This window comes from Shewanella pealeana ATCC 700345 (assembly GCF_000018285.1).
Lineage (GTDB): Bacteria > Pseudomonadota > Gammaproteobacteria > Enterobacterales > Shewanellaceae > Shewanella > Shewanella pealeana.
In genome coordinates, this window is record NC_009901.1 from 1546166 (window position 1) to 1572803 (window position 26638).

Below are 26638 nucleotides of genomic sequence, written 5' to 3' on the forward strand. Positions count from 1 at the left end.
CCGTCAGTTTAGCGTTTTGGCTAAGTTTTTAGTTACAAATCTAGTTGTGAAGCACTAAAATAACCCCCGATAGTAATTTAGTCAGAGTCTTTGAGGTGATAGTTTGAGTGGTGCCGTAAGTGCTTAATAATAGAAAGAAAACAATGATCTCGCTTTTTAGTGGCGCTGGTGGACTAGATATTGGTTTATGTGAGGCCGGGTTTACTAATAGGCTCAGTGTAGAAATTGATGAAGATGCACAAAAAACACTTAAATTGAACCAACCATCGTTGAAGTTGGCAACACCAGGAGATATTCATAAATTAACTCCTAGTGAGTTACTGAGACAGTCAGGATTACAGCCTAAAGAGCTTACTTTATTAGCTGGTGGACCTCCATGCCAACCATTTTCTAAGTCTGGTTACTGGGCTAAAGGGGATACTGACCGATTAACAGACCCTAGGGCTGAAACACTAACTGCATACCTTGATATCGTGAAGGTGGCATTGCCTCAAGTGCTTCTGTTAGAAAATGTAAAAGGCATTGCTTATTCAGATAAAGATGAAGGTTTACAGCTACTCATTACAGAGCTAAACAACATAAATAGTGAAATGAATACTAGCTATATGCCTGAAGTCATCACTGTCAATGCTTCAAGTTATGGTGTTCCACAACATAGAGAACGAGTATTCATTGTTGCTAATAGGGATGGAGGTACTTTCAAGATGCCTTCGCCTACTCATAGTGACAGTAAAGATCCAACCTTGAAAAATACTTTGCGGTGTACAACTGCTTGGGATTCTATTGGTGACTTGGATGTTGAACCGTGGCCTGAAGATATCAAACCTAAAGGAAAATGGGCCGATCTATTACCTACCATTCCTGAAGGGCAAAATTATCTTTGGCATACGGATCGATTTGGGGGCAGTCCGTTGTTTGGTTGGCGAACTCGGTTCTGGTCATTTTTACTAAAGCTAGCAAAAAATCAACCAAGTTGGACCATTCAGGCACAGCCAGGTCCTGCTACGGGACCATTTCACTGGAAAGGTCGTTTATTGTCTATTAGGGAATTAGCCCGTTTACAGACATTTCCCGATTCGTACCAGTTTGTAGGTGATCGACGCTCTGCTCAGAAACAGATTGGAAATGCTGTCCCACCAGCAATGGGTGAGTTATTTGGCTTAGAAATCAGGCGCCAGTTTTTTGGTGAACAAGTACGTAGAAAACTCAGATTAATTCCTGAGGGAAGAGAAGATTGTCCTGTCCCTGAAGTTCCCAAACAGGTGCCTGAAAAGTTCTTAGAAATGGTAGGTAGTCATAAGGCCCATCCCGGAACAGGAAAGGGACCTGGAGCGGTTTTAAGAAATACAAATAACGTAGTCTAGATTTATAGTCCGAAACCTTTCTAATTAAGGAACTGTGAGTGACATCGCACATAATTATTACAACAGGAACATTACTTCGTGAACTCTCTCGCTTCCGACTAGCAGAGATAGCGCGTATGTACGGTATCGCTCTGCCTGATAAGGCTCGTGAGGAACAAGTCGAGCATTTACTTGCAACTATTGAAATTAACTTCAGTGATCTACTTGGACATTTGACGCGTGAAGAACTCAGGCGAGCATGTCGAACTCATAGTTTAGATGATACTGGTCGTTCCCGAGCGAAACTAGCTGAGACATTACTCGCAGTTTTTGACGGTGATAGTAAAGCATACGACGTGTCAGGCCTTTTTGCGTCTAGCCGGATTGATAGAGAGGCTCCTATTTCTGGTGACGTTATTCGACTACGGCATCGTCAGTGGCTGGTTGAAGATGTAATCCCACCACCGGAGCAGAATCAACTAACCTTGATAAAGGCTGTTTGTTTAGATGACGATAATCAGGGCGAAACCATCGACGTTCTCTGGGAGATGGAGCTCGGTGCGAACGTTGTTCAACAAAAAATGGGAGGGCTTGGCGCAAATATAGACGAGCCTCGTCATTTCGCTGCGTACCTTCACGCTCTTAAATGGAACTCGGTAACTGCAACAGATCGTAATTTATTCCAAGCTCCTTTTCGAGCGGGGATCATGTTACAGGCGCATCAACTTGAGCCTCTTCGCCGAGCACTTTCCTTGCCGCGTGCAAATCTGTTTATTGCTGATGATGTAGGTCTTGGTAAGACTATTGAAGCGGGATTGGTACTGCAAGAGCTATTACTTCGTCAGCGAGTGGAGTTCATTCTAATTTCTTGCCCCGCATCAGTCTGTCTCCAATGGCGCGATGAGATGTTTAAGCGCTTTGGTTTGCAGTTTGAGGTGATGAATCGCGCATTAGTGGAGCGTCGCCGACGTGAACGTGGCTTCGGTGTAAATCCTTGGAGTACACACAATCGGTTTATCATCTCACACGATTTGTTGCGACGACCTGAATATCGTGAACCTCTTTTAAACACTTTAGGTGATAAAGCAAAGCGAAGTCTACTCGTCTTGGATGAGGCTCATGTTGCTGCACCATCCTCAGCAAGTAACTACGCAACGGATTCAAATATTACCAAGGTTATTCGTGATGTAGCACCTCGTTTCGAGAACAGGCTGTTTCTTAGTGCGACTCCCCACAACGGTCATTCTAATAGTTTTGCCTCTTTACTAGAGTTGCTAGATCCTCAGCGTTTTACTCGTGGTGTTCCGGTCACAGATTCTAAACAGCGCGATGCAGTCATGGTAAGAAGACTTAAGGAAGACCTTAGAGTTCTAAACCGAGGCTCATATCCATTGCGTAAATTAGTGCGACACAGCCTCAAGCATGACGGTGAAAGGTGGATGGTAGAGGCCGCTGATTGTGATTCCTTATACTCTGCACAATGCATAGGAGCCTCATTTCCCTTCGAACTACAGCTCGTGACGATGCTAAACCAATACTCTGCTCTACGAACAGAAATAGGTAAAGGTGGTAGGCTCGCATTAATAAATCTTCAAAAACGGCTGTTAAGCAGTGTAGCAGCGTTTAGTAAGACATTAAAAAAGCACGCTGAGGGCAAGAGTGGTGTCAATGTTTTAAATGATAGTGAATCATTGAACAAAGTTGAAATCGAACGGGATGATCTCTATGGGGATGAAATCGAAGATGAGACTAAAGAGCTTGAAGCTATAGTCGCAGCGACTGCTAACCTGTCGCCTCCAAATGAGCAAGCGCTTAAGCTTCTCAAGGAAATGAGCAAATTAGCCCAACGACATCAGGATGATCCAGATGCTAAAATTCTCGGCTTTCTTTCTTGGGTGCGACAAAATCAGTGTCCAACAGCGGGATTTGAAATAGATAGCTCAATAAGTAAAGCCTGGAGTGATAGGCGAGTTATCATCTTCACAGAGTCGATGGATACTAAAACTTATATTGAGCGTCAACTTCAGCGCTCATTAGCGCATACCGAAGATGGTCATCGGCGAGTTATGACATTCCATGGTGGCCTCGGTGATGACAAGCGTGCGGAAATTCAACAAGCCTTCAATAGTCCTCCTAACGAGCATCCTGTGCGTATTTTAATCGCAACTGATGCCGCTCGAGAAGGTGTGAACTTACAAGGACATTGTGCAGATCTATTCCATTATGATATCCCTTGGAACCCTGCTCGAATGGAACAGCGTAATGGCCGAATAGATCGAACACTGCAGAGTGAGACTGAAGTACGTTGTCATTACTTCGTTTACGCAGATAGAGATGAAGATATAGTTCTCGATAAGCTCGTACAAAAGGTTAATACCATTCAGCGCGAACTCGGCTCTCTAAGTGCGGTGATTATGGGGCGGATTGAGTCTCAGCTTCAGAAAGAGGGGATTAGTGCGACTACAGCTTCTCTGCTTAATGAAAATGAGCGAGAAAAACGGCAGGTGGCTGTGGCCAAGAAAGAGCTAGAGCAAACACGTGTAACTCAGAAGGAGTTGGCTCATGAATTGGAAAAGTTAGACGAAATTTTAGCTCGCTCCGAGAAAGTAACCTCATTCGAACCAAAGCTGTTGCGCGACGCGATTAATGCAGGGCTTGAACTTAGTGGAGCTGCACCTCTTCAGTTAGCACCCGGCGCAGTTCCTGGCGCTGAAGCCTTTACGCTTCCTGAACTACCAGAGTCTTGGGCCGGAACCATCGATAGTCTACGCCTTCCTCGTGGACGTGATGAATATTTCAGTGATTGGCGAGCAAAGCCACCACTGCCAGTATTGTTTGAGCCCCCACCAAAGATGAACAGTGCTGCTGCACAGCTCCATCTTTCGCATCCCTTTGTAAAGCGGATATTTAGTCGATTCCTTTCCCAAGGTTACTCTGCACATGATCTTAATAGGGTCACAATTGTTCGAAGTAACGATAGTTTTATTCGAGTGATAGCATTTGGTCGCTTATCACTTTTTGGTAAAGGAGCTGCTCGTTTACATGACCAACTAGTGAGTGTTGCCGCTCGTTGGGTGGAGACTAGCAGTGAGCCTTTAAAACCTTTTACTGAAGCCGCCGATAGAAAAGCACTTGAGTCATTAGAGCAAATATTGGTGGAGTCACCAACACTTGAAGGGATTTCAGATAGCGTCAAGAAAAAAGTAATAGAAGCTGCACCAACACTCTTTAGTCAACTGTGGAAGCATGTTGAGACAGAAGCTGATGCACGTGCTAAAGAAGCTTTACTAGAGCTTGAACGAAGAGGTCACGAAGAAGCTGACCAATTAAAAGAGATACTCGAACGACAGCGGGATGCGATTGAAAGTCAGTTACAGTTAAAGACTCCGCAGTTTGAGTTTAATTTTGAACCCCTTACTCGGGGTGAGCAAAAACAAGTCGAAGCTGAAAAAAGGCATATGGAGCACCGTTTACTGATGATTGACCGTGAGATACGAGAGGATCCGGCAGATCTTAAGTCGCTTTATAACGTGAGCCTAAACCGATTACAGCCTGTGGGTCTTGTAGTTCTTTGGCCGAAGACGAGAGGTTGAGATAGTAACAATGGCGACTAAAAGTGAAGAGTTCTTTCATGATAAATGGCTCGGTCATGTACAAACAGAATCAGATGGACTGGTGGTTGCAAAGCCTGTGCTACTTGCAGCGAACTGTGCCCAACGTCAGAGTCCTAATACTCAGGACAAACTTCGTGAACTTTGTCCGCATGGACCGGAAGAACAACCGCGTCGTATTTCTGATTTACTACAATTTTTTTATCAATTACTAGATTTTGATGCAGATCTTTTTGACACTGCAGTTGAAATCCAAGACGAAGTTTCTCTCTATGCACCTGAAGGACCACAGACCGTACGTCCAACTTTAGGTTTATTAAGGCAAGATGAGCTTAGACAACGGGACGGCGCTGGAAGCCCAGCTTCAAATGCTGCAGAAAAATATGTGGCGTTAATTTGGGATATCACAGACATTGATGGCGAAACGAATGAGGAGGCAGTTGGTTTAACACTCGACAAACCAGAAATTATAACTGGAGAGTGGCCTTATTCCGCAGCAGCTAAGTTTGATCGTTTACTCCGTCACTGCCAAGTACCAGTGGGAATATTGACTAACCGTGAAGTTATCCGGCTTGTCTATGCACCACATGGCGAATCTTCCGGATACATTACTTTTAGAATCGATGATATGGCCACAGTTGGTGGTCGTCCAATCCTCGATGCAATGATCATGTTACTTTGCGCTAATCAATGGTTTGGTGTAAGCGATGAGAACTCCTTGCCATCGCTTTTGAGACGCAGCCGTGAGTATCAGGGCACAGTGACTGAGGATTTAGCTGAGCAAGTTTTTAGCGGTTTAGAACAGCTGCTGAACGGTTTTCAAACAGCGGCGGAACGAGATAAAAGTGGACTACTGCTAGAGGCTCTTGAACGGGATGAGGACCATCTCTATAGAGGGTTACTTACCGTTATGTTGCGGATGGTGTTTATCCTTTTTGCCGAGGATAGAAGCCTGCTTCCTGTTGAGCATCCGCTTTACGCCAAGCGTATGAGTTTACTCGGCCTATTTGAAAGGTTACAGCGTGATCATGGTAACTTTCCAGATTCAATGAGCAACCGTTTCGGCGCCTGGGGACATATCATCTCATTGTCTCGTACGATTTACTTAGGTGTTGACCATGGTGATTTTCATATTCCTGCTCGTCAAGGCGATCTCTTTGACCCACATCGTTATGCTTTTTTAGAGGGATGGACCGGCGACAGCTCACCAGTAATAACGCATACCGCTCGCTCAGAAGTTCAGGTCCCAACTGTTGATGATGGGACTGTTTTTGCCTTACTTCAAAGTCTATTAATCTTCCAAGGTCAGCGATTGAGCTACCGAACCTTAGATGTGGAACAGATTGGTAGTGTATATGAAGCATTAATGGGCTATCACGTTTACCAAAGTGAATCTCCTGCGGTAGCAATCAAACTGAATAGCAAGAAAGGGGCAGCAAAGTACTGGTTGGAAGCTTCGGCTGTATTAGCTCGGCCAGCGGGCCAACGTATTAAATGGCTACAAAGCGAATGTGGTTTCGATAAGCCTGTTGCCACCCAAATTAAGAAAGTGCTGGGTGACGCTGAGAAAACAATAGCCGAAAATCCGAATGCAGTCATTGAATCCTTACTAGCTTTAGCCGCTGGGAAAAAAGAAAACAGATATGAGCAGTTAGCGCGAGCAGGCCAGTATATCTTGCAGCCGGGAACGGAACGCCGACGTTCGGGTTCACATTATACCCCGCGTTCATTAACAGCACCTATTGTCAGTAAAACATTACAACCATTACTTCGTTGCTTAGGAGAGACCCCTTCGGCTGAGCAGATTTTAGAACTAAAAATTTGCGATCCTGCTATGGGATCTGGTGCATTTTTAGTGGAGTGTTGTCGTCAATTAGCTGATGAAGTAGTAGCTGCATGGGGGCGCACTCAGGAAATTGAAAATATTGCAGTCAATTGCCCTGAAGGTGATGTTGTTGCCCATGCAAGACGATTGGTTGCTCAGTGTTGCCTATACGGTGTAGATAAAAATATTATGGCCGTTCAGTTGGCCAAACTTTCGCTTTGGTTGTTCACATTAGCTCGCGAGCTGCCGTTTACTTTCTTGGACCATAACTTACGGTATGGTGATTCACTGGTAGGCCTCAACTTTGAACAGATCAAGGCTTTCCATTGGAAGCCAACCCAGCAACTCAGTTTTCTTGAAGATGAAATAACAAGAACTCTTGATGAAGTTGTCAGTATTCGCCAGGAAATTCATCAACTCGCTAAAAACTCAACTCCAGAAGGACAGTGGCTCAAGGCACAACGACTTTTTGATGCCAATGATGCAACGGAAAAAGTGCGTAAAATTGCCGATGTTTGTGTAGGAGCCTTTTTTGCTGAAGATAAAATCAAAGCTCGATTGAATGAACGGCAGGTAAGAGAGGGTGTTATTCGAGCTTGGCTGGAAGGGGATGAGGAATCGAAGCTTCGTGTTAATCAGTGGTCTAAAGATATTCGTGATTTACATGCTCCCTTCCATTGGTGGGTAGAGTTTCCTGAAGTTTTCTATGAGGAGAGATCTGACCCTTTAGCTTCTGACCAAGGCAAGTTGGTCGCCTATATGGATGGCTTTGTTGGAAATCCACCTTTTCTCGGTGGGAGACGAATTTCTGAAAATTATGGAACTGAATATTCCAATTGGATATCCGGTGAGCATTCAGGTTCAATGAACGCAGATTTATCAGCATATTTTTTCCGTCGCTCGGCTCAACTATCAGGTACGCACGGTGTTGTTGGTTTGATTGCAACTAACACTATTGGTCAAGGTGATACACGCCTTACAGGTTTGGCAGCTATGCTAGCAGATGATTGGGTAATTACCGATGCGATAAACTCAATGGCTTGGCCCGGTTCTGCCGCGGTTACAGTGAGTGTTGTGCATGCTGTGCATGGTTCTTTAAAAAAATATCGCGGATGTCAACTGGATGGCGTGGACTGTCAGGCGATTAACTCAAGATTACGGCCTAAACCTGAAAGGGATGATCCTCGCCCTTTAAAGGCGAACTCCGGACAGAGCTTTCAGGGACATATTCTTTTAGGTACTGGTTTCACTCTTTCACAAAAAGAGCGTGATGATATTTGCATTTCATCTCCTTTGAGTACAACTAGGATTTTACCTTTTCTAGGTGGGGCAGAAGTTAATTCGTCTCCGACACAAGATTTCGACAGATATGTAATTGACTTCGAATCTATACCCCTTGAATCTGCAGAAAAAACACCTGAGTTACTTGAGAGAGTCCGACTCTTGGTAAAGCCTGAACGTGATAAACAGAAAAGGAAACACCTGAGGGAACGATGGTGGCAGTTTGCAGAGAATCGCCCAGCTATGCGTGCAGCACTAAATCCACTTGACCGATGCTTGGTAACAGCGCGTGTTACTAAACACCTATGCTTCTCATTTCAGCCTACCGATAGAGTTTTCAACGAAAAGCTTTATATTTTTCCAATGGATACGTTTACTGCTTTTGCTGTTTTGCAATCTCGTATCCATGAATGTTGGACTTGGCTTTTGTCATCGACACTCGAAACGCGACTAAATTATTCAGCCAGCGAGTGTTTTATCACATTTCCATTCCCTCAAGTAAAACCAAGTAGTTGTATTGAAGAATTAGAGCAAAGAGGGAGCGCACTATACTCTGCTCGTGCCAAGTTTATGGTCGACTCTGACGAAGGCCTAACCAAGACTTACAATGCACTCAAAGATCCCGAATGCGACAACGAATGTATTCTCAATCTTCGTCGCCTGCACGAGACTATGGATCGAGCTGTTGTAGACGCGTACGGTTGGTCTGATATTGAAGTGCCGCCTTATTGCCCTATGAACGCTGATGATGAGGCTGCGTTGGAAGCGTTTAACGATGAAATCATCGACCGGCTCTATGTCCTTAATGCAGAGCGAGCGGCTGCAGAAGAGCGTCAGGAACTGATCGATAAGCCACCGAAAAAGAAGGCAGTTAATAAATCAGCATCAATAAAAGCGGACAAACTTCCTAATTCGAGTCTGAACCTATTTGATCAGAATAATGAATAGGGTATAAGTTGTTATAAATAATAATTCAAAGACTTACGTAACAAATAAGTAACGGAAAGGATGCCATGAATAATCATAATACACCTTCAACACCACCAGCCAAGCGGGAGGTACGCGACCAGATGGTCGATGCGTTGCGTCGAGAGCTGATGGGGCCCTGGCATCCAACGGATGACACGGATCCAAGTGAAGAGTTTCCAACAGCGCGCTATATTGTCGGCAGGCTTGCTCCACAGGACTTCGAGATTGATGTCGTGGAGAATGACGCTTTGCCTACTGGAGATAGTGACGATGGGGAAACGGGTGAAGCGAGTTTTGAACCACCGCAAGTGCTTGGCTTTATGCCATCTTCAATGGGCTTGTCTTTTGTTATCAATGATACCTGCGATAAAGTCGATGTGTACATCGAGTGGGGACAATATTACCGTGCTGAAGAGGCTCCTGAACGCAATGAGGTTGGGGACGGTTACGATGAAGATGAGCGAGAATGGAATAGCTCCCAGCGTTCATTATTCATCTGGCGAAGAGAGTCTTGCAAAGGAACAGTGCGTGGTCTTGACCTGTCAAAAAAAGGGCCGATAACCGAAGTAAAGCTTCATCCTAAATTCGCGCCGGCAGATGTTACTGTTGAAGGCCTAGATGAAGCTGAAGTTTGCATACAAGGTATTGTTTATGAGATCCACGGTCAGCGTGCTGTGAGTCTATTTCTAGTGAATCAGCGCCAAAAAGGCGACCCAAAGGATTCAGAAAAAGATAAGCAGTTCCTTATGCAGGCGCAGATGGAAGTTCGAGCCAGTGATGGCAGTGCAGTCTTTCTGGCTAAAGATGATATTGAATTGGAGCATGATGGTTCACAAGACCCTGAGGCGCAAGTCAATAATTTGCTTTATCGCCATGCCCGCGAATTTGCAACCGGACATGGTGTTGCCGCTGAATGGGATGGCCTCACGCCAGATGGTAAAAGCGTCTCCAGTATTCGTACCGAGTTTATCCCATCGTTCGAAGTGCCTAAGGTGATTGCTGCCAACGATATTGCTGGTGGGGCAACACTGGATATGATGGCGCTGGCTAAACTGAACGACCCTGACGCATTATTCAATGCAATCGAACCTCTTGTAAAAAAATACGAAGATTGGATTGAGGACCGCCGTCTTGAAGCTAATGCTCCTGAAATCAAGGATCATGCTCTGCACTACGAGGCGGCAGGGATTCAGTTAGATAACTGTAAGAACGCAGCAACCCGTATGCGGAAAGGCCTAGAGTTGTTAAAGAGTAATCCTAAGGCACGGACTGCATTTTGTTGGGCAAATGAGGCCATGGCCGATCAACGAGTTCATTCCATTTGGGCGAAAGATCATAAAGCTGGAGAGAAAAGAAAGGATATTGCTGAATACTGGAATAAAAGAAATCACACTTGGCGTCCGTTCCAGCTTGGTTTCTTTTTGCTAAATTTGGTGGGTGTTGCAGACGATGAAAGTGAAGACCGTGCTTTGGTTGATCTGCTCTGGTTCCCAACGGGTGGTGGTAAGACGGAGGCCTACTTAGGCCTTGCAGCATTTACATTGTTTTATCGTAGATTAGAAGGTGATCGCGATGGAATGGAAGCCGGTGCTGGCGTGTCGGTTATCATGCGTTATACATTACGGTTGTTAACGGTTCAGCAATTTCAACGTGCCGCAGCTCTGGTGTGTGCTTGTGAGGTAATTCGACGACGCGAAAACCTATTGGGTAAAGAGCCATATCGTATTGGCCTTTGGGTGGGAGATAAAACTGCACCTAACCGCTTCGTTGATGCTAAGAAAGCGATAGAGGATCTTAAATCAAAAAATTACACACACGGAGGCAGTCCGGTTCAGCTATTAAACTGTCCTCGGTGTGGTGAGGCTTTAGCTGATGATAGGGGGATTCCTAACGGAGCGGCTTATACAGTCGATAGTGATGCTCAAAGAATTCGTGTTCTCTGTCCTAATTTTCGCTGCGAGATGTCACAAAAGAAATCAGCTGGTGAAGGTGTACCTGTAGTTGTTGTTGATGAGGAGCTTTACCGAACCTGTCCTTCGATTATCATTGCAACGGTCGATAAGTTTGCACGAATGCCATTTGAAGGACGAACTCAAGCCTTCTTTGGTATTCGAGATCGCTATAGTCCCACTCTTGGGCATATCACTCCTGCTGATGGAGTAAAGCCTGGTGGAAAGTTATGTAAAGATGCCAGAAAGGCCAAAAGGCTATTGCCGCCTGAACTTATAATTCAAGATGAATTACATTTGATCTCCGGTCCACTCGGCACAATGGTAGGGCTTTACGAAACCGCCATAGATTTTTTAAGTCGAGTGCAAAAAGAGTCAGGTGTGACGGTAAGATCTAAGGTCATAGCATCGACGGCGACGATTCGTCGCGCCGCTCAGCAAGTTAGGCAATTGTATGATCGTGACCTTCAAGTGTTCCCACCTAGCGCCCTTAGCTCTAAAGATTCGTTCTTCGCTCGTGAAATTGCAACTCACGATGAAAACGGTCATGCAGGAGACTTTGAAGCTGGCCGCCTATACATTGGGGCAAACGCTAGTGGTTCGAGCTCTAAAACACTTCTTGTAAGGGTTTATGCAGGTTTATTACATGCCGGACTTGATCATCTAGTTGACCCAGTCATTGCTCAATCTGGAGATCCTTACGGGACCTTGGTTGGCTACTTCAATAGTATGCGCGCACTGGGTGGTGCTAAACGTCTGGTGGAAGATGACGTAACGCTTAGGCGACTGTATTATCTTGCAAGGCGAGATCAGTCCGCATTGAAAAGAGAAAAACGAAACCAACGCTATATTAGTGAACCTAAAGAACTTACAAGTCGATTAGCGTCTTGGCAGATCCCACCTTTACTTAAACGAATGGATGTGACATTTCCTCGGCCCGTTAAGGGGGAGAAGAATAAGGTCTATCCAGTGGATGTTCTGCTCGCAACAAATATGATTTCGGTGGGTGTGGATATCGACAGGCTAGGTCTTATGGTCTGTACGGGGCAACCTAAAACGACTGCAGAGTATATCCAGGCGACTAGTCGCGTGGGACGTCAACATCCAGGACTTGTAGTAACAATGTATAACTGGGTTTCACCACGTGACATTTCTCATTATGAGCGATTCAAGAGTTATCACGCTGCACTTTACCGTTATGTAGAGCCTATTAGTGTAACTCCGTTTTCTTCTCGAGCGTTAGATCGTGGTTTGCGCGGCATGTTTGGAGCCACACAGCGACTTGGCCAAACGCAGGCGTCTGAGGAGTTTTCTGCTAATCAGTTTGATCCTACAAACCCTTGGGCAAAAGCCATGATTGAGGGGATTGCGGAACGAGCGACGAATCTAACATCTCACTCACGTCAAGGTGTTGCCCAGGGGGACCACGTAAAAAGAGTATTGAATGAACAGAGTGATAGCTGGAGTCAGCTACAAAACGCATCTGTTTCATATTTCAAGAAAAAGTCGACTAAGAATAAGGATGAGGATGCAGCACATCATCGTCTCTTTCGTAATTTGGGGGAGGCCAAAGGTGGGAAGTGGTCGGCACCGAACTCACTACGTGATGTTGAACCTACTGCCACTTTCTATTTGGTCGACGATGAGGAGTCACAGTCATGAGTAATAAACCAGTAGGAGATGTGCGTCCTAGTCAAGTAATCACTACATTTGGGCCTGGAGCCATAGTCGATCTTCAAACTTTGTCGGTTGTTGTTGCCGGAATTGATGAGTGGCGCAAAAGCGATGCACAGCGAATCCAAGAGCCTCGACTTGAGCGAACTCTTGGAGTCAAATGTTTTTATTCTGCCCCGCCAGCTGAAGGTGAATTCAATAAACGACCCGGGACAATGCCATCTTATCTGTTCCCACGTTATCAGGTTTGCTCTAACGCCCTGTGCGGAACTCTTTCAGAGCCTTCTGAGCATAACTTTAAACGTCACGAGACTAGGCCTATTTTCCTATGTCAACTTTGTGGTGGTAAGGCTCCCGTTAATCCCGCACCATTCATTGTTGCTTGTCCTAGTGGTCACATGGATGATTTCCCATGGCGAGATTTTACTCACCGAGGCCCCACTGACTGTAAGCAACCAATGCAATTGAAATCAATGGGTAAAACAGGAACCGTTCGTGATTTGATGGTGAAATGTAAGTGTGGGCAAGAGCGTAGTGTTGGTGACGCATTTGGGGAAAATAAACACAAAATTGTAGGGGCCTGTAGTAAAAAGCGCCCATGGTTTGGCCCAGATGATGTGGAGGCTACATGCCAACACACTGACAAAGCTGAAACACTTCAGCGTGGGGCAACTAACTCCTGGTTTCCGGTAGTAAAGAGCGCATTATCTATTAAAGATGCCGCTACCCCCGTAGGGAAAGTTATTTCTCAAGCGGATCCGGACATTATTTCTGAGATAAACGATTTAAGTGACCTCAGCACATATTGGAAGCTACTTGTTAAAAAGCTCCCCGAGCTAGAAAGTTATGCCAGTGATCGAGCAGCTATTCTTGAATATATTTTAAAGAATCGTGGTGAAATCGAAACGGATGAAATTGATTTACTCCTGCCAGAGTGGGAGGCTCTAAGAGATCCCGATGGATACAGCCAAGGGGAACGTTCTGATTTTTTCTCACAGAAAACTGAGGTTCCTGAAAAATTAAAGGATGTAATTTCGTCTGTTATTCAAGTACGAAAGCTTCTCGAAGTACGAGCACTTAAGGGGTTTACTCGTATAGAATCGAAAGGAGGCCCCTTTGGTGGTGATGGAGAAGAAGTCGATATAGCACCAATCTCTCGCAATCCGAATTTAGATTGGTTGCCTGCTGTTGAAGTTCGGGGTGAGGGCTTGTTTTTTGAGTTTAACGGGGAAGCGCTGGATACTTGGTCGCAAAACCCTGAAGTGCAGGCTCGCGTTCGAATGATGATTATGACTATACAGAAAGATGGCGATGCTTCAGAGTCGTTGCCACCGACTGAACAGGATATTCGTGACAAGTCACGTTTTATAGTCCTTCATTCATTTGCTCATACCGTTATGAGGTCTTTAGCTCTTGATTGTGGTTATTCAGGCTCTTCGATACGTGAACGTATTTACTCTTCTATTGAAGATGGACGTGAGATGCAAGGGGTGTTGCTGTATACCGCGAGCCCTGACTCCGAAGGGAGCCTTGGTGGTCTCATCGATCTTGGAACCGCTGAACGTCTTGGTACTTTGCTACAAAACGCACTGCGTGATGTCACTCGTTGTTCCTCAGATCCACTCTGTGCGAGTCACGAGCCTAATCGACACCGAAGTACCAATGGGGCTGCTTGTCATGCTTGTGTACTTGTTCCTGAAACAAGTTGTGAGGCATATAACACTTGGTTAGATCGCTCACTTTTAGTACCAACAGTTGCTAATCAGAGTTTATCGTTTTTTACACCAAAGCATCTTGGGTGGCTATGACCTCAAAGGAGATAGATGTTCTCACGGAGGCTTGCTCAAATCTCGTTGGACAAGTGGCAGCTAATCCGTCACTAGCCGATTCGATAATTGTAGCGTTGCAAACAGGTGCAGTGACAGTAACCAGTGGTCCGTTGGCTATTAGCAAAGTGTTAAAAGGTGCTCCTGGTGACCATTACCTGAAAGAGTTTTTAAGGGCTTGGAATTCTAGTGCTTCACATTTAGGTGCACTAGAAGTGACTGCAATGTTGAAGTCTTCTTTGAGCTGTTATCGGTTAGCTTTGAGCAGAGCTCATGCTGTTGAAGCTGTCTGGACTGGACCTGAAGTTGAAAGGTCGGAGATGCGTAGGACTGAGGCTGTTGTTAACGAGATTGTTGCCAGTGCGGAAATAGAGCTTCTTATCGTTGGCTATTGGCTCGTTACAAGTACTGAGCAAATTAAGTCTCTGATTGAGTCTCTAGTTCAAAAAGCCCATAAGGGCATCAGAGTTCGTTTTGTATTTGACCCGAATGAAAAATCAGGTAGTCCAGATAACTTTGCTGCTCTCAACAATTTATGGCCTGTAGACCTGAAAGGAGCTCCGCGAGAGGTTTATAGTTGGAGCGAACATATGGCTAAGGTTATAAGTAAAAGGGGTCATCAATATGACCGCAAGCTCCACGCAAAGGTGATAGTTGCAGACCGAAACGATGCTCTTGTTACATCCGCTAATCTTACTCACGCGGGTATACTGGAGAATCTAGAAATGGGCCTCAGAGTGCAGGGTTATATGGCTGGAGCGCTAGTGCGTCACTTTGATTTATTGATAGAAGAGAACATCTTAGAGAGGCGCATGTGAATTTAACTAAAGGTGATAGGTAAAACTTTTGCCAAAAGAATGTGCAATATTAAAATATTCTAAATTTAAGCATTTAAAAAGGACTGAAAAGTGACTGAAGCACGGAATTATAAAAATTTAAACTTAGTTAGAGCAAACATAGAGGATGTCGTTAACACGTTTATGGATCAGCATGGCTTTACTCTTGAGTCTATTGGAGATATGCCCGGTGCTCAGAATGGAAAAAGAGTTGTATATGGTCAGGCTGGTAGCTTGTATGCGACGGTTGATATCTTCTTCAATAACACTGGCACTTCAACCGTACAGTTTAAAACAGGTAGAAACCAGCTATTAGGGAAGCGACTTGCTGATTGCTTGTACGAAACGATTAATCCAGTTGAATTTGAAAGTGTAAATATGGTTGTAGATGGTTTTATTGAAGAATCGATATCTCCAGTTTTACTTTGTACTGCAGATGAGACCTATATAGAACTGCAGGAACATCATAGAGAGGCTAGCAAGATAGTCTGGAAGCTTATTTCTATTGAGTTTCAAGATGAACTCACGGTAACACTCCATACAACAACTCGACTGTTGCAAATACAGGGTCGCCCTTTATCTTGTTACAGAGCTTTTATATTTAACCTGACAGAGCTACTTGATCTTCAAGGATTAGAGAAGGTTTTATCAAGGCAAGATGATAGTAAAGTTGAAATCATTCAGCAGGAAGTCGCTCGTAGTTATCTTCAAACTGTTATGGGGGATTCCTATCGCCACTTGCATAAAAATGTTGAAAAATTGCTCGTTTCAGGTCTCTGTGTTAAACTCGCCGCCCCTCAACTACCAGACTACTGTATGTTGCTGTACCCGGAGCTACGCTCTATTGAAGGTGCTCTAAAGGGGAAAATGGCACTGTTTGGATTAGTTGTAGGCCGTGATGGTTTTGGGGGGTTCTTCGAAAAAATCCCAGGAAAATACCAATTAGAAGCGTCGCATAGAGCACATTTTCCATCAGATGTGAGTGCAAATATTGTTGAAGATGCTTATACTTTCTACAATAAAGAACGTCATGGCCTCTTCCACATGGAGCCTATTGTGGATACTAGTAGAGTGATGAGTGATATAAGTCATTTAATGACGAAATCAAAGCACTCTTGGGAACATATTAAAAAGTTATATAGTATACAAAATGTATAATATCAGAAAGTTAAATATCAAAAACAACCCTCAAGCTATCGTTACAGCGATAAGCTACGAAAGTCCGTTGTCTTTGATTTCTGAGATTGAACAGGAATTAAGCTCCTTATTTGGGAGTGATTTCTTTGGAGAAGTTATCTTTGATCTTCTTTGCTCTAATGGCTTTGAGTGGAATCGCTTCATGTCTATGGAGTTCGAAGGCTCTGCTCTTAAGAGAAGTTCTGCAAGGATTATGGATGAAAGTGAGCTTTCTCCTTTATTGATTGAACTTCAATCTCAGTTGTTTGCAAGTAAACCCGAATACCTGGTTGATACCATATTAACCAGTCAAGAAATTGCCATTTTAATGAGTTCTGCTTCAAATAAGTCGGTAGCCCTTTATTGTTGATAATAAAGGGTTTTAAGCTTTGTGCTTGTTGTGGGGAAATTATATACCCTAGTTTTTTTGACCAGTATATTCTTTTACTGAAACGTAGGTTTAATCTAAACTCGGTTGTAAAAATGAATTAATTTAATGTCTTGCAATTTTGCATGTTGTTTAGCATTAAGTTATTTAGGAATTCTTCCAACTCCTTTGAGGACTCATTCTCAAAAATGACGCTGCCATTAGAGCTGTAAATTTCGGGGCTAACATCATTTCCCTCATTTATAGCTTCTTGTATGAGGTAGCGGCAGCAAGTATCTTCTCTTTTATGCAGTTCAGCATAATCAACCCATAAAACATAGTACTGTTGATTAACTTTAAAGTAGAAGCTTGGGCTTAGGTCATTATGCCAACTTTTATCATGGAGGTATGGATAATTAGCTAGATTAAAGCCAAGCTCAAAGTCCGTACCAAATTCATTTTTGTATGTCATGCACTGATCTCTTAATTACTTTATGGACTGGTCTCCTCAATCATTACCCCTTTGTATTGGATTATTTTGTATTTCCTACCGCTCAAATAATAGTAATCAGTAGTAAGGATTGAGGCTGAGTTTAACTTTCTTAGATTATCGAAATATTAATGTTGATTACAAATAATTTCAACGACTTCAAATGTGATAGGTTAAGTGTAGAGCCTTAACAGTCAAATTTGGCTGCGATGGTCTATTTACCCTTTGTAAGAAACAGCGTCAATAGTGCTCCAATTGCTGCACCAGTTAATATAGCACCAGATGTACTTGCTTCTTTGGTGGTTGTAACTTTTACAGCTTCTTCGGTGCTAAATGCTTCTACACCTTTTGAAGTTTTCGAAATAATATCTTCAGGTTTTACACCTAGCGCTCCGCAGATTACAAACAATTGATCAATAGTGATCATTGCTTTTCCTTTTTCTAATCTAGATAAAACTGGCTGAGATATGCCTGTAGCCACCGAAACCTCTGACTGTTCCATACCCAATTCTTTTCTAATTTTTTCTAGTTCAAATCCAACTAATCCGTTGTAGGTTATTTGTTGATGCATAGGAAATTCTCAAGTTCAATAATTGACAACTACACACCAAAAGAATATTATCCGCATGCGGCTGTATATTCGGAATGCGAATTTACGTGGTTTTTGGTGTGATATAAGGATAACAGAAATGCTATTAAATGAGAATAATCGTAATGATCGAGTATTAACATCTGTGACTAAAGTGTATAGAAAGAAAGTATCAGGACTAGTTGCCCACGCGGGATTAATGCTTAGCTTTGAGCAAGGTGAGCAGCTGGTTTTGCATACGAACCCTGATAAGAATACTCATCTAAGTACTCTTGAGGAGTTTTTGGAAGGGGAGAAGCTAGTTAAAAAGGCCTGTATCAATGCTACACCGCAAATTGTAGACCGCATAAATAGTCGGCTATCATCCTGCTGTAAATACAGTATTTTTTATAATTGTGAGCATCTAACTAGTGAAGTGCTTACAGGAAGTTCTACAAGCGAACAGCTAAAAACAACATTAACTGTATCTGCATTAGGAACAGCCTTCGTTGCATTTAAACCAGCTAATCGAAACATGATGACACTATCCTTAGCTGCACTAGGTTTTGGGTTGCTTGGGCTCTACATCGAAAAGCAAAACCAGTTATCATCGTAAAATTATTAGTTGCTTTAGGTGGCTGAATATATGAGTTTAAATCCTTACTTGAGGAGTTGTTGGGTAATAACCGAGTTAAGTTGATTTGGAGTTATCTGAACATGCTCACTCCACCAGCACATAAGCTCTCTGCGTCGCTCAATGTAGTCTGCGCGGTTATAGGCTGCTCGAACGGTGTTTTTATCCACGTGAGCTAGTGACACCTCTATTAGTTCAGCATCAAAGCCTTGTTCGTTTAATGTGGTGCTGGCTAACGCACGTAGCCCATGAGCCACTAAGCGGCCTTTGTAGCCCATACGCTTAATAGCCATATTGGCAGTTTCGGTGTTGGTGTGGTGATGTTTGTTTCTATCTGCTGGGAATATGTATTCCAAGTCACCGCTGATTTCATGCATGCGATTTAGCAGCGATATGACCTGTGGCGTGAGTGGGATGATATGTTCACGCTTCATCTTCATGCGTTCAGCTGGAATCGTCCACAGCTGCTTATCAAAATCAATTTCAGTCCACTTCGCTTTTGCTGCTTCTGCTGGGCGGGTCATAGTGTGCAGTTGTATCTCGATCAAGCATCGAGTTGTTTTCTTTATACTAGAGTAGGTTAGTGCTTCAATAAACTCTGGTAGTTCTGCTGGTTTGAGGGTTGGCATTTGTCGCTTCTCTGGGACGCCAAACGCTGCTGCTATGCCAATAAGTGGGTTCGAGTGGATAAGGCCAGTATTGACTGCAAAGGTCATTACTTCGTTTAGCCAGCTGATCACGCGCTTGCAGGTTTCAATATTGCCTTTAGCTTCTGCAGGCTTGAGTACTTGAATAACTTGTGGGGCGGTTAAGACACTGATTGGTGTTCCACCAAGGGCTGGAAACAGGTAAAGCTCAAGTCGACGATACAGCTTTTGACCGTGATTTTCTGAGACCTTCTGCTTTTTAATTTCAAACCATGCGTTGGTTACAGACTTGAGGGTGTTTTCTGCATCGGTTTTTATGGCAGCTTTCTGTTGCTGCTGGTGGTGTTGAGGGTCAATACCTTGAGCAAGAAGTTCACGGGCGGCTTCTCTTCGCTTTCTTGCTTCTGCTAGTGGTACATCTGGGTAGGTACCTAAACCTAGGTTGGCTCGCTTTTGAGTTACAGGCCGAGTGTAGTTCAGTAACCAAAACTTTGAACCTCCGGTTTTGACTCTGAGTGATAACCCTCTGCCGTCAGCAAGGTTGTATTCTTTCTCTTTTGGCTTTGCATTTGAAACTTGTGTTGCGGTGAGCTGCTTAGTGGAATTGGCCATGATTGTAACACCCAGAACTTGATTTGGCTCCGATGTTACATTAGGTGTTACATTAATCTCAAGCTGCTATGAAATGGCAATAGACGTTAAAAGACGCTAAGTTATTGATTTTGGTGTTTTACAGGCAGAAAAAAAGACGTCCTAGGACGTCTTCGTTTCTATATTTGGTGGAGGCGGCGGGGCTCGAACCCGCGTCCAAAAAGCCTACATCCAAGGCGCTACATGCTTAGTCTCTCTTTTGGTTAACCAAGTACACTCCGAAAGACAGGATTGCAATTGGCGAGTTCAGTACTGTTTCGCGGTTCACCCCTGAACGTGGTTCCCTCGCTATCAAATGTAAAGGTGACCATCTTATTACTCTGCCCATTTGATAAACGTGAGCAAGATGGCTAGCTAGCCTAAGCTGCTAGAGAGTAGTTAGAGTCGTTTGCAACTATAACGGTGCGGCTTTTTACGAGGCCAACCGCCCCTCGGCATGCTCCCAGGGTTTCGAGAATCTTGTCGAATCCAGAATCGCCCCCAAGTACAATTTGATTGTAACGCGACCTAGCTTGTTTTACCAAGCATAAAAATCGCATTCACAACCGATTGTTCATTATACATACGTTATTAACAACGTACGTTGTTGAAATTACTGCTGTACCGCCTTCTTTATGGTACGAGCCTTTTCAATTTGCCATTCGCGATCTTTAGTATCGTCGCGCTTATCGTGTTCTTTCTTACCTTTACCTAAACCGATTTCAATTTTAACCCAAGCGCCTTTCTGCCAATACATAGAGATAGGTACGATTGAGTAACCTTTACGGTCAACTAAGCCTTGAAGTTTATCAAGCTCTTTACGTTTTAGTAGTAGCTTGCGCGAGCGTAGCGGGTCACATACTACATGGGAAGATGCAGTATTAAGTGGTGCGATGGTGCAACCAAAAAGATAAGCTTCGCCTTCTCTTAGAAACACATAGCTCTCAGACAAGTTTACCTTGCCCATGCGAATAGACTTCACTTCCCATCCCATTAGGGATAAGCCTGCTTCTAGCTTCTCTTCAAACTTGTAGTCAAAAGTTGCGCGCTTATTGCGTGCAATGGAAGCTGAACTGTTCTTTGAATTTTTTGCGTTTTTCTTAGCCATAGGACGTCATTATACCTGCGCCAAACAAATATGGAATTGGCCAAATCAATTTATTACAGGTTTTATGTCTTTGCTGAGTGAGTTTGTCTACTTTTTAGTCGCTCAATACGCAGGGACAGTATCAAAGATGCGTTTTTTTGTGTTCATGTTAAAATCCACGCTTCGTGTTTAATTACTGAGTACCAATCGTCAGATGCCGCAAATTTCTCGCAGTGTATTAGTTCGCTTCAGCGCGATGCAGATGTATGACCTAGTCAATGATGTTGAGTCTTATAAAGAATTCTTGCCCGGCTGTGTTGGTGGCAAAGTCCTAGAATTTGATGGAAAAACTATGGTGGCCTCGGTTGATGTGGCAAAAGCGGGGATCAGTAAAACCTTTACCACACGTAATCAGGTTGTTCCTGGTAAAAGTATTCAGCTGCAGTTAGAGAACGGCCCTTTTAAAGAGCTGGTTGGTGAGTGGAAGTTTACAGAATTGACCGAAGATGCTTGCAAGGTCGAGTTTGAGTTGAATTTTGAATTCTCAAATTCGATTGCCGACTTAGCCTTCGGTAAGGTATTTAAAGAGCTAATGGCTTCTATGGTCACGGCGTTTACCAGTCGTGCAAAGGTGATATACCAATGAGTACAGAGCAAACCCCATTTCTAGTCGAAGTCATCTATGCCCTGCCAAATCAGCAAAAGCTGATTAAGGTGAACGTCACACCGGGGACTACATGTATTGAGGCGGTCAAGTTAAGTGATATGCAGCTTTACTTCCCTGAGATTGATTTAGAAACTGTCAAGCTCGGGATCTTTAGCCGCTTAGTTAAACATGATGAAGTGTTACTGCCGGGTCAAAGAGTCGAAATTTATCGCCCATTGATTGCCGATCCTAAAGATGTGCGCCGTAAGCGGGCTGAAAAAGCTAAAGAAGATGGCCGAATAAATAAGATTACTGGCGGTAAGCTGTAATCCTAACAATCAGTAAGATTGATTAAAATGCATAAAAATGGCGAGTTTCCTGTAGGAACTCGCCATTTTTCAAGCTAATCGGTTGAACGGTCGCTTGTGTTTAAGAGTTATTCAAACTTTTCAGAAAGTGTCTCTGGTTGAGTTTCTTTCTCTTCTACCAAAGGTTCAGCTTGAGGGCGTTGCTCTGGGATCAGTGGATCACCTTCAGGTGTATTGATCTCAGGTAACTTACTCTCTTCCAATGGCGTATTAAATTCTGAGCTTAACTCGTAATCACCTTTCACTTCGGCGAGCTTATCGCCATCAAAGTTAATAATAAGTTCTTTATGGATGATGCTCGCGTCACGACCACTCTTATAGTGGTAGACATAGTACCAGGTATCATCAGAGAAACTGTCACGCAGCACTGGACGTCCAAGCACGTATTCAACCTGCTCTTTAGTCATGTCTATGCGCAATTTTTCGACTTGTTGTTTTTCCATATAGTTACCCTGAGGGATATCAGGTTTATAGATCAAATAGTCAAAAACACCACAGCCACTAAGTGATAACGAGAGCGCAGCAGCGCCCAAAAGGGTAAGACTTTTCTTTTTAATTGTCATTGAATGCGCTACTTCATAAAAATCTGTCGGTCATAATACCCAAGCGATCCCCCTTATGACAAGGGCTATTGCGTCAAGGCGTGCTTGGAACGTAATTCTTAGTTGATTACAGGATTTAACATTAAACCCTAATTTGTGAATATATGGAGTCCAAAATGCCTAATAAGTTCATTATCTAGCATTATTCAGCTGATTAACGGCTTAGGTTTATCATTTGATTTTAGATAAAATCACTTTGTTATATACCTAAAACAATTCCCTTTATCTTACTGATAAGAAAGCTATAACTATGATTCACTCATGCCACTTTTAGAAACAAGGCACACAAGTCCAATTCAGGTTTAAGTTACGGAAATGTTGTGTTAACTTAACATTGTTTTCTCATCAAGTTTAAGCCTTTAAAGCAGGCGCGATAAACATTGAGTTAGAGCGAGATTAAAACTTACATAGATAGGCATAGAGTTGATGACAATAGAAAAAGGAACTTTGGTTTGTGTCGGCACAGGGCTCAATTTAGCCGGACAAATTAGCGTATTGAGTAAAAGCTACATAGAGCATGCCGACGTGGTGTTTTCTCTGGTACCGGATGGATTTGCCCAGCATTGGCTGGAGTCACTTAATCAAGATGTGCGCAGTCTACAACCCTATTATGCCCAAGAGGGCGAAGTTAAAAGTCGACGCGATACCTATGATCAGATGGTGGATGCTATTTTGGAGCAAGTGCGCTTAGGCAAGCAAGTTGTTTGCGCGCTTTATGGTCACCCAGGGGTATTTGCTTGTGTTTCTCATTTCGCAATTGCTCAGGCAAGAGAAGAGGGCTATAGCGCACAAATGGAGCCGGGTATTTCTGCCGAGGCCTGTTTATGGGCCGACGTAGGTATAGATCCTGGCGCTTCAGGCCATCAAAGCTTCGAAGCCAGTCAATTTATGTTTTATAAGCACACACCTGACCCAACCACCCACCTTTTGCTGTGGCAAATAGGCATTGCCGGCGAGCACACTCTGACCGAGTTTCATACGTCATCAGACAGGTTACAGGTGTTAGTGGAACAACTTAGTGAGTGGTACCCGCTTGAACATGAAATCGTGCTCTATGAGGCGCCAAATTTGCCGACTCAATCTCCAAGAATAGAGAGGGTTGCGTTGAAGCAACTGCCATTTGCGCAGCTTTCATCTATCACCACCTTGCTTATTCCGCCGTCACGGGAGCTTGAGTTTAACCATGAGATATTGGCTAAACTTGGGATCACCGCAGAAGAGCTAGGCTGATAAAACTAGTTTGATTTAGCTAGTTTGATTTAGCTAGTCTCATATGGCGATAACGTGTTTCATTTCATTTAATTTAAGGGAATAGATAATGTCAAAGTTTAATCAGTTTTCGAGAAGTTAAGTTCAAATGCAAAGTTGTTAGCTGAGTATAAGCAAAACCCTCAAGCGGTGGCGCAGGCCAGTGGTCTTAGTGATGATGAGATCCAAGCGGTGATTTCGGGTGATGTCAGCCCGCTAAAGTCAGTGTCGGGCGGCAACAGCATCAGAGGTTTTATGGTTGTATATGCAAACATGAAATAGATTTCGAGCAAAGTCTAATTTAGCAATAACCTCGTAGAGTCAATGGTGCAGCGCTTATGTCTATAGAATTTGGCTGAGGCAAACCCAGTCGGCAGCTATCTGCTAGATTTATAAAGCACTTATAAAAACCTATAAAACAACAGAATAAGAAAGCAGTGCGCTAACAAGTTGATAGGGTCGGAAGCAACAAGTAACTAAATAAGAAGTAAAAAGTAAAACAAACCAAAGATGTTCATTTAATTTAAGGGAATAAAAATGTCAAAGTTTAATAAGTTTTTCGAGAAGTTAGGTTCAGATGCCAAGCTGCTAGAGGAGTATAAGCAAGATCCTCAAGGTGTAATGCAGGCTAATGGCCTAAGTGATGATGAGATCCAAGCTGTGATTTCGGGCGATGATAATAAGCTTAAATCTTTCTCTGATGGTAAAAACTATAGCTCCCTTGTATTGGTGTACGCTTCGGATAAGTGATACTTGAATAATGAGGACTGTTATATCGATCTTTTTCTTGCTCACATTGTATGCATCTTTTCCGTTGTTTGGCGGGCAAGGTGACTTTGATGATGTTTTGGTAAAAATAGAAAAAGCGTTGAGGGCATCTCCTGAACAGGTTGAAAGTTTGATAAATAGATTATTGGTTTCTTGGGATGAACTATCTAAAGAGCAGCAAATTAAATTAATCGTTTATCAGGCTATAAGGAAAAGCTACAACGGCGAATATCGGTCCTCTCAAAATTTTTTGGAGCGTGTAAAAGAGTATAGAGTTAGATCTGATTTGTTAGATGATGTATATCACTATCAAGCGGTTAATTTAATAGGTTTGAGGCAATATACTGATGCATTCCCATTAATGGAACGTTATCTTAAATCGGTAGAAAATATTGGCGATAATAATGTAAAAGCTAAGGCCTATATGAGGATGGCTAACTTAGCATTAAATCTAGAAGCGTATGAGGACCTTCGGAATTATGGTGAAAAGGCGTTAAGTCTGAGCCAAAGTTCTGATAAAAAAGTTTATTGTTTTTCTCTTATATTGATTGCGTTTGCAGATCTTAAGGAATATGAACTTAAAGAAGCGGAAAGAGGCTTTAAGAGTAGTAAATTATTTTGTGATCAAAATGAACTTCCTTTATTCGGTTTCATGTCTGGAAAAGGTTTGGCTGAAATAGCCATGAAAATGGATGATTTTGAAAGCGCCGAAATGCAACTTAATGAGGTCCTTGCCGGATACATTAAGTATGGCTATAAAGCGGAAATAATAAGTGTTCATGCTTTGCTTGCCAAGACGAACCTGCGACTCAAGAAGTATTCTCAAGCTGAAGAGTTTGCTAATAAGGTGATGGGGTTAAGTGATGAGCCCAGTCATACTGAATATAAAGCTATTGCCAGCAAAGTACTGTCGCAGAGATACTTAGAGTCAAAGCAGTACAAACTTGCCCATGATTACCTCGAATCCCATCAACACTATAGTAATTTAATCTTCGATGACACTAAAGCTAAGGCTAATGCCTATCAGATGGCTAAGTTTAAACACCAAGAACAGGCGCGCGAAATAGCCTTGCTCAATCAGGAGCGGCAATTGGTGGAAACTCAGAAAGAGTTAGACCGTTCCGACCGGACTAATAATGTCATGATAATGACCATGTTGGCGGGCAGTGTGATTTTCTTGTCGCTATTTTTGCTATACAGCCACAGACAAAAGGTGCGTTACCGTAGGCTGGCATTAACTGATAGGTTAACCAGTGTTTATAATCGCGGTGCCGGGCAGGATTTTGCCGAAAATGAGTTCGTACAGGTCAGCATGCGAAAAGCTGATTACGCTGTGATAGTGTTTGATTTAGATCTGTTTAAAAACATCAATGATAGTTTTGGTCATGCAACCGGTGACTGGACGTTAAAACATGTGGTGTCGGTGATTAGGCCGCTTATCCGCGATAGCGATATTTTTACTCGAATGGGAGGTGAAGAGTTTGCATTATTCTTACCTTATTCTAGCGAGCAGACCGCACTTAAAATAGCCGAGCGCTGTAAACTGGCGGTAGCTGCAATCGATACCAAGTATTCTGGCCATGTGTTTAACATTAGTGCTAGCTTTGGCGTATCGTGTAGCACTAGTGAAGATCTCAGTTTAGATCCGTTATTAAAGCGTGCCGATATCGCGCTCTATGCTTCGAAGCACTCGGGCCGTAATAGAGTGACGTTATACACACCTGAGCTTAAGCTACAGCGCCCGACCGATGAGACTCAGCGTTCACTGGTGTTTAATTAGGCAAAATTAATCACCTAGTGTACCTAGTGTATTAGCTTGTACTAGTTGTACTAGCGGTCTTAGCTGTATTAGTCGTCTTAACCCGGACTCAAGCTGAACTAATTAGCAATAATTGTCGTTTGTAAATGCCACCTATCAAGGCTATTTATCAACTTGATGCTTTACTTGGGGCATTCTTGATGCCAGCCTTTACAGTCGCCTAAGCGACGTCCTTTCATCCAGCCCCTATTGCTAGCCTAAACTCTTGATTAATTGCTTCAAGGCTATAGAACTACGGATACTTTATTTAGCCCCATGTACACAATAATGGTGT

At 43.3% G+C, this 26638-nt stretch carries 20 protein-coding genes and 1 other RNA gene; 15 read left to right on the forward strand and 6 right to left on the reverse strand.

Annotated elements, in window-relative coordinates:
• Window positions 1–119: 119 nt before the first annotated feature.
• From SPEA_RS06660 to SPEA_RS06695, 8 genes are all read left to right on the forward strand, one after another.
• Window positions 120–1364 (forward strand): DNA cytosine methyltransferase, encoded by a 1245-nt coding sequence (locus tag SPEA_RS06660; protein ID WP_223296575.1) that lies wholly within the window; start codon window positions 120–122, stop codon window positions 1362–1364.
• Between the two features lie 38 nt (window positions 1365–1402).
• Window positions 1403–4936, forward strand: coding sequence for a DISARM system SNF2-like helicase DrmD (gene drmD, locus SPEA_RS06665; RefSeq protein ID WP_012154524.1), 3534 nt, complete (start codon window positions 1403–1405; stop codon window positions 4934–4936).
• A gap of 10 nt (window positions 4937–4946) precedes the next feature.
• The gene (locus tag SPEA_RS06670; RefSeq protein WP_012154525.1) at window positions 4947–9008 is read left to right on the forward strand and encodes a DNA methyltransferase; all 4062 of its coding nucleotides are present in this window, start codon (window positions 4947–4949) and stop codon (window positions 9006–9008) included.
• A gap of 65 nt (window positions 9009–9073) precedes the next feature.
• Window positions 9074–12640, forward strand: a complete 3567-nt coding sequence (gene drmA / locus SPEA_RS06675) for a DISARM system helicase DrmA (protein ID WP_012154526.1) — start codon at window positions 9074–9076, stop codon at window positions 12638–12640.
• Window positions 12637–14460, forward strand: coding sequence for an MrfA Zn-binding domain-containing protein (gene drmB, locus SPEA_RS06680; protein WP_012154527.1), 1824 nt, complete (start codon window positions 12637–12639; stop codon window positions 14458–14460). Before drmA ends, drmB begins: the two co-directional genes overlap by 4 nt.
• Window positions 14457–15296 carry a DISARM system phospholipase D-like protein DrmC gene (gene drmC, locus SPEA_RS06685; protein WP_012154528.1) on the forward strand — a complete coding sequence of 280 codons (840 nt, stop codon included), beginning with the start codon at window positions 14457–14459 and terminating at the stop codon, window positions 15294–15296. The genes drmB and drmC overlap by 4 nt, the downstream gene beginning before the upstream one ends.
• Window positions 15297–15386: 90 nt before the next feature.
• Entirely contained in the window at window positions 15387–16472 is a 1086-nt protein-coding gene (locus SPEA_RS06690; RefSeq protein ID WP_012154529.1) for a type II toxin-antitoxin system RnlA family toxin, read from the forward strand.
• Complete coding sequence (locus SPEA_RS06695; RefSeq protein ID WP_012154530.1) at window positions 16465–16860, forward strand: type II toxin-antitoxin system RnlB family antitoxin; 396 nt, start codon at window positions 16465–16467, stop codon at window positions 16858–16860. Before SPEA_RS06690 ends, SPEA_RS06695 begins: the two co-directional genes overlap by 8 nt.
• A 118-nt stretch (window positions 16861–16978) precedes the next feature.
• Here the strand turns inward: SPEA_RS06695 and SPEA_RS06700 are convergent, their stop codons facing one another.
• Both SPEA_RS06700 and SPEA_RS06705 read right to left on the reverse strand, forming a co-directional pair.
• Window positions 16979–17329, reverse strand: coding sequence for a hypothetical protein (locus tag SPEA_RS06700; RefSeq protein ID WP_012154531.1), 351 nt, complete (start codon window positions 17327–17329; stop codon window positions 16979–16981).
• Window positions 17330–17561: 232 nt separating this feature from the next.
• Window positions 17562–17918, reverse strand: coding sequence for a helix-turn-helix domain-containing protein (locus SPEA_RS06705; RefSeq protein ID WP_012154532.1), 357 nt, complete (start codon window positions 17916–17918; stop codon window positions 17562–17564).
• A gap of 118 nt (window positions 17919–18036) precedes the next feature.
• Between SPEA_RS06705 and SPEA_RS06710 the strand changes: the two genes are divergently transcribed.
• Window positions 18037–18531 carry a hypothetical protein gene (locus tag SPEA_RS06710; protein WP_012154533.1) on the forward strand — a complete coding sequence of 165 codons (495 nt, stop codon included), beginning with the start codon at window positions 18037–18039 and terminating at the stop codon, window positions 18529–18531.
• A gap of 44 nt (window positions 18532–18575) precedes the next feature.
• Here the strand turns inward: SPEA_RS06710 and SPEA_RS06715 are convergent, their stop codons facing one another.
• From SPEA_RS06715 to smpB, 3 genes are all read right to left on the reverse strand, one after another.
• On the reverse strand, window positions 18576–19808 hold the full coding sequence (locus SPEA_RS06715; protein ID WP_012154534.1) for an integrase domain-containing protein: 1233 nt from the start codon (window positions 19806–19808) through the stop codon (window positions 18576–18578).
• A gap of 165 nt (window positions 19809–19973) precedes the next feature.
• Window positions 19974–20329: a transfer-messenger RNA gene (gene ssrA / locus SPEA_RS22670) on the reverse strand.
• A gap of 110 nt (window positions 20330–20439) precedes the next feature.
• Window positions 20440–20934, reverse strand: a complete 495-nt coding sequence (gene smpB, locus SPEA_RS06720) for an SsrA-binding protein SmpB (RefSeq protein WP_012154535.1) — start codon at window positions 20932–20934, stop codon at window positions 20440–20442.
• A gap of 193 nt (window positions 20935–21127) precedes the next feature.
• Between smpB and SPEA_RS06725 the strand changes: the two genes are divergently transcribed.
• Window positions 21128–21559, forward strand: a complete 432-nt coding sequence (locus SPEA_RS06725; protein ID WP_012154536.1) for an SRPBCC family protein — start codon at window positions 21128–21130, stop codon at window positions 21557–21559.
• Window positions 21556–21888, forward strand: a complete 333-nt coding sequence (locus SPEA_RS06730; RefSeq protein ID WP_012154537.1) for an RnfH family protein — start codon at window positions 21556–21558, stop codon at window positions 21886–21888. Before SPEA_RS06725 ends, SPEA_RS06730 begins: the two co-directional genes overlap by 4 nt.
• Before the next feature lie 107 nt (window positions 21889–21995).
• Here the strand turns inward: SPEA_RS06730 and SPEA_RS06735 are convergent, their stop codons facing one another.
• Entirely contained in the window at window positions 21996–22490 is a 495-nt protein-coding gene (locus tag SPEA_RS06735) for an outer membrane protein assembly factor BamE (RefSeq protein WP_012154538.1), read from the reverse strand.
• A 465-nt stretch (window positions 22491–22955) separates the two neighbouring features.
• On the opposite strand from SPEA_RS06735, the gene SPEA_RS06740 reads away from it, so the two are divergent.
• From SPEA_RS06740 to SPEA_RS06755, 4 genes are all read left to right on the forward strand, one after another.
• Complete coding sequence (locus SPEA_RS06740; RefSeq protein ID WP_012154539.1) at window positions 22956–23759, forward strand: SAM-dependent methyltransferase; 804 nt, start codon at window positions 22956–22958, stop codon at window positions 23757–23759.
• A gap of 135 nt (window positions 23760–23894) precedes the next feature.
• Window positions 23895–24059: a hypothetical protein gene (locus SPEA_RS06745; RefSeq protein WP_012154540.1), complete on the forward strand. Its 165-nt coding sequence runs from the start codon at window positions 23895–23897 to the stop codon at window positions 24057–24059.
• A 255-nt stretch (window positions 24060–24314) separates the two neighbouring features.
• A complete protein-coding gene (locus tag SPEA_RS06750; protein WP_012154541.1) occupies window positions 24315–24527 on the forward strand; it encodes a hypothetical protein in 213 nt (70 codons plus the stop codon).
• A 304-nt stretch (window positions 24528–24831) separates the two neighbouring features.
• A complete protein-coding gene (locus tag SPEA_RS06755; RefSeq protein WP_223296576.1) occupies window positions 24832–26325 on the forward strand; it encodes a tetratricopeptide repeat-containing diguanylate cyclase in 1494 nt (497 codons plus the stop codon).
• The last annotated feature ends 313 nt before the right edge of the window (window positions 26326–26638 follow it).